Here is a 7,278-nt window from a genome sequence, read left to right on the forward strand (position 1 = left end):
ATCGTTCCTTCCTTCGGACGAGCTCCTTCGGCAACTACTATATTTACAAAGCCTCTTCCTTTTTTATAGCGAAGGTTAATACGCTTTACAAGTTTGTTGATGTCGTACGGTATCTCGGGTATCAAACATATTTCGGCACCACCTGCTATGGCTGTATGCAATGCTATCCATCCGGCATCGCGTCCCATCACTTCCATAATCATGGTGCGATGATGACTCTCTGCTGTTGTTACGAGCTTGTCAAAACTATCGGTGCCGATCTGTACCGCTGTTTGAAAACCAAACGTTACATCAGTCGCGGAAAGATCATTGTCGATCGTCTTCGGTACACCGATGATCGGTATACCTTTATCAAACAATACTTTTGAAATGCGTTGAGAGCCATCGCCCCCTATATTTATGATGGCATCAAACTTCAGCGCTTTCAGTTTGCGAACAAGTTCATCCGAACGATCTATAAATTTGATCGTGCCATCCGGTTGAGGCATCGGAAACTTGATCGGGTTTGATTTGTTGGTAGTTTTCAGAACCGTGCCGCCACGCACATGTATACCGGCCGTATATTTACTCGTGATCTTCACGATCTCCTGCGGGTCGTTCAATACACCATTGAAAGCTTCAATGCTTCCATATACTTCCCAGTCCTTCTCTCTGCGGGCACGCTTGGCCACACCTCGTATCACAGCATTCAATCCCGGACAATCACCACCACCGGTGAGGATAAGTACTTTCTTAGGTTTCTCCATTATCGTTTATACATGGTACTAGTATAAAGCAACTAAAAAACCGGGAGTCGGGCAAGTATAGAGTAGTTGCGAGCTCTGAGAATGGTTGCTGGCTACCAGCTTTGAGCTGCCGGAAGAGTGAGCGTGAGCTTCATGTATGATTGCGTCAGCATTCGTTGATTGATATACATTGTTCAACTGCAAGTTACTAAAGGAGTATATCCTGTTAACGGGAGATACTTTGCTACACGAATCGCCATCAGGCAGCTTGCAGTCAGAAGTCAGCGCGGCTATTCAACTGCTGCCGCTCTTCTCAGTCGATCATTGATTGCGCGGCCAAGTCCTTCTTCGGGGAGAAGTTCAACAAGTATATAATCGATAGGCATTTTATCGAAGGCGCGCAGCGCTGTGAAAAGATGTTGCGCGGCTTCTTCCAGGTTGCCGGAAGGTGAGAGTATATATTGATACGGTGAATTGAAGTCGGTCTGAAAAGTAAGAAGCCCGGATGTATGTGCCGGATATTGCTGCAGCAAATCTTCGATGGTACCGATGATCACTTTCTTCCCCGGTGCATAGTGACTCTTGAGTTGACCGGGAGCTTTCGGGTTAGAAGTTGAATGTGCCTGTACCAATACAGTACCTGCTACGGATTCGATCTGTTCAAGACTCAATCCACCCATGCGATAGATCACCATCACATCATCATCAAAACCTACGATGGTTGATTCAATCCCTACACGACAAGGGCCGCCATCCAATATATAGGCTATCTTGTCACCGAGCTGTTCGTTTACGTGCTCGGGAGTTGTAGGGCTCACATACCCGAACGGATTAGCACTTGGAGCGGCAAGCGGAAAGGGAAGTTCTCTCAATAACTGGCGCGTCATCGGGTGATTGGGACAACGAATACCAACGGTGTCCATACCGGACGTTACCAGGTCGGGTATAATTTTCTTTTTCGGAAGTAATAATGTTAGCGGCCCGGGCCAGAAACGTTCAGCCAGTTTTCGCGCAGGCTCCGGTATATCTGATACATACTCCTGAGCCTTGTCGATATCCGGAACGTGTACAATGAGCGGATCGAACTGTGGCCGGTTCTTTACTTCAAAAATCTTGGTGACCGAAGCTACATTCAAAGCATTACCGGCCAGTCCATATACTGTTTCCGTAGGTATGGCTACCACCTCGCCTTGTTCCAGCAAGGCTTTGGCATATAGAATGTCTGTTCCGATCTCGGCCATCGTCCGCAAAGCTAAAATTTATTTGCTACCGTGCTGTAAAGGGAGTAAGTTGTGTGTATAAAATTTATACATGCGTGCTCTGCTCCTGTTACTGACGGTGTGCATCAGTATTGTTGTGAACGCCCAGAGAGAAGACAAGGTTCTTCAAAAAAAGTTGCAGGCCCTGGTGAAAGATTTTCAGGGCGATGCCGGTATCTATGTGCGCCATCTTAAAACCGGAAAGACGGCTGCGATCCTGGCGGATAGTATATTTCCGACAGCATCCATGATAAAAGTACCGATCACCATCGGTATGTTCGACAAGATCGAGAAAGGGGAGATCGCTTACGACTCCATACTTACCTATAAAGATTCGCTGCTATACGAAGGTGATGACCTGCTGGGTTCGTTCCGGAATGGCGAGAAAATTCCGTTAAAAACCGTGCTGATGCTGATGATCACGATGAGCGATAACACCGCCAGTTTATGGTGCCAGTCGCTGGCCGGTAAAGGAACAACCATCAATGCGTGGCTGGAGAAAAATGGCTTTCAGCATACACGTGTAAACTCGCGCACACCGGGCCGTGAGAGTAACAAAGCTAAATATGGATGGGGACAAACCACGCCGAAGGAAATGGCCGAACTTGTTGTACGCATCCGCGAAGGCAACGTGATCAGTCCACGCGTAAGCGAACGGATATACCGGAACATGATCCGTATATACTGGGACACCGAAGCACTGTCGCAGATACCGCCCTATATACAAACAGCATCCAAACAGGGTGCCGTAAACCAGGCACGATCCGAAGTGGTACTGGTAAATGCACCGCATGGCGATTATGTATTTTGCGTAACCACAAAAAATCAAAAAGACGAAAGCTGGACGATGAACAACGAAGGCTGGGTATTGATTCGCAAAGTATCGGCATTACTCTGGCAACACTTCGAACCAACCTCCCGCTGGAAGCCCGCCCAAGGCATAGACGAGTGGTATTAATTTTTCGATTGCGACAATCATCGTTAAAATATAGCCCCCATCGCTATATATACCCTCCAATCAGGAATGAACAAAACCTAATCCCTATATTTGCTCCTCAAACCTTGAACCTTAAACTTTTTAACCTTACACTGTATGAGCAACAAAACCAGAAACATACTCAAGATTACCGCTATTATCCTGGTAGTGATTACCCTGTTAATGCAATTTCACCTGATCGTTATCCCGGCTATTGTAGGCTATAAATATTGGATTGCAGTTGTTGCCTTCGGCTTACTGTTGATCGCCAGCAAATAGTATACTTTGGGCCTCATCGTAAAAATACTCGTTGTTATTATAGGCTTTGCTCTGCTCACAGTACTTACACAAATTGGCGGGGTAGTGCTGTTGGTAACAATGGGAGTAATGGTATATGTGCAAAGGTCCTTACAAGCAAAGTGGCTGGCTCCGTTTTTATTCCTGGTAATTTTTAGTGTATTGTATAGTATATCTTCTCTGCTGATCGTACCTCCCGTAGCGAAGCACTTTGGGCGTGTACCCATGCCGTGGCAAGGTGACGTGCGGCCGTTAAATATAGCAACCTGTTTATTGAACCGACACTATGTAAAGCCGGCTTTGCGCGAAGCTGTTCTGGCCTCTGCTTCGGCTGTGCGAAAGAAATATCCGGGCACAGTGACAAATTACCTCGATGGCTGTTTCCCTTTTTATAACGGATTCCCGTTGATGCCTCATCTCAGCCATAATGATGGCAGAAAATTGGATATCGCTTTTTTCTATACGGACGTAAATGGAGTAAAGAGCGATGATAGTCCATCGTGGATAGGCTATGGAGTATATGAAGGTCCGCGTGAGCATGAAGAGGATTACCCGTTGCAGTGCAAGGCAAAAGGTTACTGGCAATACGGAATTCTGGAGCAGGTAGCATCACAGCGGAACAAGAACCGGTATAAATTCGATGCGCAACGTACGGCCTACCTGGTAAATGTACTCTCGAAGCAATCGGCTATTCACAAGATATTTATCGAGCCTCATTTGAAAACAAGACTTGCTTTATCATCTCCCAAAATTCGCTATCATGGTTGTCAGGCCGTTCGTCATGATGATCATATACATGTGCAACTATAGTATAATCAGTTTGATACTACTTTTTGTTGCAGGCGGAGCATCGAGTCTTGTGTAGTATAATCGCTTAGTTTGTTAAGCGGCACCCATTGAAGATCGTGCGATTCTTCGGTGATGATCAATGCTTCTGCAGGATCTGCCTCAAACAAAAAACGAACATCATAATGCCAATGCTCCGGAAAATCTTTGCGGGCCGGAATAATGTGTATATCGATATCAAATATACCGGGTGATAACAGTTTGAAATTTTTCAGTCCGGTTTCTTCCTGTGCTTCACGCAGGGCAACAGCAAAAACATTTTCATCACCATCCGCATGGCCGCCAGGTTGAAGCCACTTGTTCAGTTTGGCGTGATGTGTAAGTAACACCGATTGTTTTTGTGCATCTACAATCCAGGCAGAGCCCGTGATATGTCCGGGGAGATGATCGCGATGAAACGCACGCTCATGCTGCAACAGTTCAAGAAACTTCGCAGCGAAAGGTTGTTCTTCGTGATAGGGAGTGCTATAGGATTTCAACGCATCAGTGAGTGATGCGCGGGTAGAAATTATCTGGTCAGGTCGTACGATTGTTTGATCCATTGTATAACAGGCTTGGTAACATCGGCTGCATTCTCCAGGCGAGCCGCATGCCTTACTCGGTTCTTCGAGGTTTGCAGGGATACAAAGATGGGAAAAGCTTCTGTTTTTTCAGGAAGAAAAAAAGATATATCCAGGTATTTCTTTCGTGGCTTGATCGTCAGGAATACTCCTGTTTTTCAGCATGATATAGTCTTTGATAGGACTGACAGAGAACGGCCCGAACTTTTGCACGGCTTCGAGTATACAATTATATATACCGACTATATTTTCCGGTTGATTTTTTAATTGATCAGCGGCAATGGTGCGTTCGCAGTGATGCCGCTGATCGGTGTTCCGGAAACACGTCCACATGCTCTATTGAATCACAATCGTAACTTTGTTGATACGATTCGCTTCAAGCTTGCCGGTTTGTTCGCCACCACCCGTGTTATCTTTATCATCCTTGCGGGCGATTACATAGTAGGAGATGGCTTTCAGTTCTTTAAACTTTACAACACCTTTCGCATCGGTAGTGCCTTCTGCTACTGGATTTGTTTCTGCTTTATAGTCATCTTCCGTTTCAAAAAGTTGTACTGTTACACCTTGCTCGGTGTTACCCAGTTCGTTACGGATAGTGATGGAGATTTGTGTTTTGATCAATTGAAAACTGAGCGCAAATAACAGGAAGGTTGCAGCTGCAATAAATCGGATGGTTGTCTTCATAGGTACCTATAGCATTAATCGTGATACATTATTTTTCATGACGATCGGGCAATGCCTTTCATTCACGAATCAGTCATAAACAAAAAGGCTGCCGACTATATCGTCAGCAGCCCGAAGGTAAGCTTAAAGTTTGTTTAATGCACTACAAAAATGAAGAGCTCTGTCAGTCGTCAATTATTTCTTTGAGGTGTTGAGGCTGTCTATCTCCTGGCGGATATGCTTGGCATAATTTACTTTCCAGCTATCCAGGCGTTTGAGATGTGTATCCATACGCGTCAGAAAATCGGTGTAGTCACGACTATCTTTAGGCGACCATACTACTTCTGCCATGGCGCAGGCACGCGGATATACCATATACTCTACGTGATCGCTGGTAGGTATATATTCCGTCCACACGTTGGCTTGCGCACCAAGTACGTGTTTCGCTTCTTCCGCTGTAAGCTGCGATGGAACCGGCTCATACGAGTATACTATTTTCACAGGCAGGTATCCGCCTATAGCCAGTGGCTCGCTCTTGCTGGTGTCCTGGTAATGATCGAAGTAACACCACTTGCCGGGTGTCATGATCACATCGTGATTTTGTTTTGCAGCCGCTATACCGCCTTCTTCACCACGCCAGCTCATAACGGTAGCGTTAGGTGCAAGGCCTCCTTCCAATATCTCATCCCAACCAATGATCTGACGATTCTTGCTGTTGAGATATTTTTCGATGCGTTGTATAAAATAGCTCTGAAGCTCATGTGTATTTTTCAGCTTCTCGGCTTTCATACGCTTCTGGCAATGCGGACATTTCTCCCACTTTGTCTTTGGGCATTCATCACCTCCTATATGTATATATTGGCTTGGGAAAAGCTCTACTACTTCATCGAGTACGCCTTCCAGAAATTGAAATGTTTCTTCTTTACCGGCACAGAATACATCATCAAAAACTCCCCACGATTTAGCTGTTTCATAAGGGCCACCGGTACATCCTAAATTTGGATACGCGGCCAGTGCAGCCAATGCGTGTCCGGGTAATTCTATTTCGGGTATAACCGTTACGTAACGATCGGCTGCATACTTTACAATGTCTTTTACTTCTTCCTGTGTATAGTACCCGCCATAACGTTTGCCATCAAACTTGGCGCCTTCCCGTTGTGCTGTTCCGGCATGACCGATGGCAGTTTCTTTTCTATAGGCTCCGATCTCTTGCAGCTTCGGATACTTTTTTATCTCGATGCGCCAACCCTGGTCTTCTGTAAGATGCCAGTGGAAGCGGTTGAATTTATGATGCGCCAGCAGATCGATATATTTCTTGATAAAGTCAGGAGAGAAAGTATGTCGGCCTACATCCAGGTGAAGTCCGCGATAGGCAAAGCGAGGATAATCTGTAATCGTAACGAACGAAATTTCATTTCCACTCTCTGGTATTAACTGAAGCAAAGTTTGTGCACCATAAAAAAGTCCGGCACCGTTGTTAGCCTGGATGTTTATACCTTTATCATCCACCGTAAGTTTATAGCCTTCCTTCTGCAGTGTTGAATCTTCTACTGTATAAAGTGCTATCGTATTTTTATTATCAGAAAATTCAGAAACAACAGCATCTATACTTTTTGATTTTAGAAATGCTGCGAGTAGCTCACCAACATTTTTTTCATCAGCCGATTTTGCAATGATAGCAACAGATTTATCCAGATGTACATGATCATTTCCCGGTGTGATGGATACAGGCTTGGGTATAATAGCCGGTATATGTACTTCTTTGCCGGGCTCTTCTTTCTTTCCACACGCAGCTAATACTAGCAGCGCTGCGAAAGCATAGATTATTTTTTGCATGGTTGTAAAGATTGGTTTTATGTATACATAATTAGAAAAACAAACCCCAATAACCAACGAAAGCAGAAAGTGTGTCTGTGTGCCTGGGATGATTGGCGAGATGGCCGGAGGACTGG

10 protein-coding genes are annotated in these 7,278 nt (G+C 45.3%); 3 read left to right on the top strand and 7 right to left on the bottom strand.

The features are described 5' to 3' along the window. Positions 1-746: ATP-dependent 6-phosphofructokinase (locus VIN08_RS00515; protein ID WP_331958603.1), on the bottom strand; the 746-nt coding region annotated here is incomplete at its 3' end. Between the two features lie 269 nt (positions 747-1,015). Next, positions 1,016-1,966 carry an L-threonylcarbamoyladenylate synthase gene (locus tag VIN08_RS00520; RefSeq protein ID WP_331958606.1) on the bottom strand — a complete coding sequence of 317 codons (951 nt, stop codon included), beginning with the start codon at positions 1,964-1,966 and terminating at the stop codon, positions 1,016-1,018. A 70-nt stretch (positions 1,967-2,036) separates the two neighbouring features. Here VIN08_RS00520 and VIN08_RS00525 point away from each other — a divergent pair, with 70 nt between their 5' ends. From VIN08_RS00525 to VIN08_RS00535, 3 genes are all read left to right on the top strand, one after another. Beyond that, complete coding sequence (locus VIN08_RS00525; protein WP_331958609.1) at positions 2,037-2,942, top strand: serine hydrolase; 906 nt, start codon at positions 2,037-2,039, stop codon at positions 2,940-2,942. Positions 2,943-3,077: 135 nt separating this feature from the next. Then, entirely contained in the window at positions 3,078-3,239 is a 162-nt protein-coding gene (locus VIN08_RS00530) for a hypothetical protein (protein WP_331958612.1), read from the top strand. A gap of 6 nt (positions 3,240-3,245) precedes the next feature. Next, positions 3,246-4,067, top strand: coding sequence for a hypothetical protein (locus tag VIN08_RS00535; protein ID WP_331958615.1), 822 nt, complete (start codon positions 3,246-3,248; stop codon positions 4,065-4,067). Positions 4,068-4,072: 5 nt separating this feature from the next. On the opposite strand, the gene VIN08_RS00540 is transcribed toward VIN08_RS00535, so the two are convergent. From VIN08_RS00540 to VIN08_RS00555, 5 genes are all read right to left on the bottom strand, one after another. Beyond that, positions 4,073-4,645, bottom strand: coding sequence for an NUDIX hydrolase (locus VIN08_RS00540; protein WP_331958618.1), 573 nt, complete (start codon positions 4,643-4,645; stop codon positions 4,073-4,075). Continuing rightward, the gene (locus tag VIN08_RS28605) at positions 4,612-4,806 is read right to left on the bottom strand and encodes a DUF5655 domain-containing protein (RefSeq protein WP_414693227.1); all 195 of its coding nucleotides are present in this window, start codon (positions 4,804-4,806) and stop codon (positions 4,612-4,614) included. The genes VIN08_RS00540 and VIN08_RS28605 overlap by 34 nt, the downstream gene beginning before the upstream one ends. Next, on the bottom strand, positions 4,754-4,996 hold the full coding sequence (locus tag VIN08_RS00545; protein WP_331958621.1) for a hypothetical protein: 243 nt from the start codon (positions 4,994-4,996) through the stop codon (positions 4,754-4,756). Before VIN08_RS00545 ends, VIN08_RS28605 begins: the two co-directional genes overlap by 53 nt. 3 nt (positions 4,997-4,999) lie before the next feature. Further along, complete coding sequence (locus tag VIN08_RS00550; protein ID WP_331958624.1) at positions 5,000-5,347, bottom strand: hypothetical protein; 348 nt, start codon at positions 5,345-5,347, stop codon at positions 5,000-5,002. A gap of 174 nt (positions 5,348-5,521) precedes the next feature. Continuing rightward, entirely contained in the window at positions 5,522-7,162 is a 1,641-nt protein-coding gene (locus tag VIN08_RS00555; RefSeq protein ID WP_331958627.1) for a beta-N-acetylhexosaminidase, read from the bottom strand. Positions 7,163-7,278: the final 116 nt, after the last annotated feature.

Origin of the sequence: Ohtaekwangia sp. (assembly GCF_036568665.1) — a bacterium.
Lineage (GTDB): Bacteria > Bacteroidota > Bacteroidia > Cytophagales > Cyclobacteriaceae > Ohtaekwangia.

Coding starts and splice junctions, on each gene's coding strand:
- VIN08_RS00555 (WP_331958627.1), bottom strand. CDS start 7,162: ATGCAAAAAATAATCTATGCTTTCGCAGCGCTGCTAGTATTAGCTGCG.
- VIN08_RS00525 (WP_331958609.1), top strand. CDS start 2,037: ATGCGTGCTCTGCTCCTGTTACTGACGGTGTGCATCAGTATTGTTGTG.
- VIN08_RS00540 (WP_331958618.1), bottom strand. CDS start 4,645: ATGGATCAAACAATCGTACGACCTGACCAGATAATTTCTACCCGCGCA.
- VIN08_RS00550 (WP_331958624.1), bottom strand. CDS start 5,347: ATGAAGACAACCATCCGATTTATTGCAGCTGCAACCTTCCTGTTATTT.
- VIN08_RS00545 (WP_331958621.1), bottom strand. CDS start 4,996: ATGTGGACGTGTTTCCGGAACACCGATCAGCGGCATCACTGCGAACGC.
- VIN08_RS00520 (WP_331958606.1), bottom strand. CDS start 1,966: ATGGCCGAGATCGGAACAGACATTCTATATGCCAAAGCCTTGCTGGAA.
- VIN08_RS00530 (WP_331958612.1), top strand. CDS start 3,078: ATGAGCAACAAAACCAGAAACATACTCAAGATTACCGCTATTATCCTG.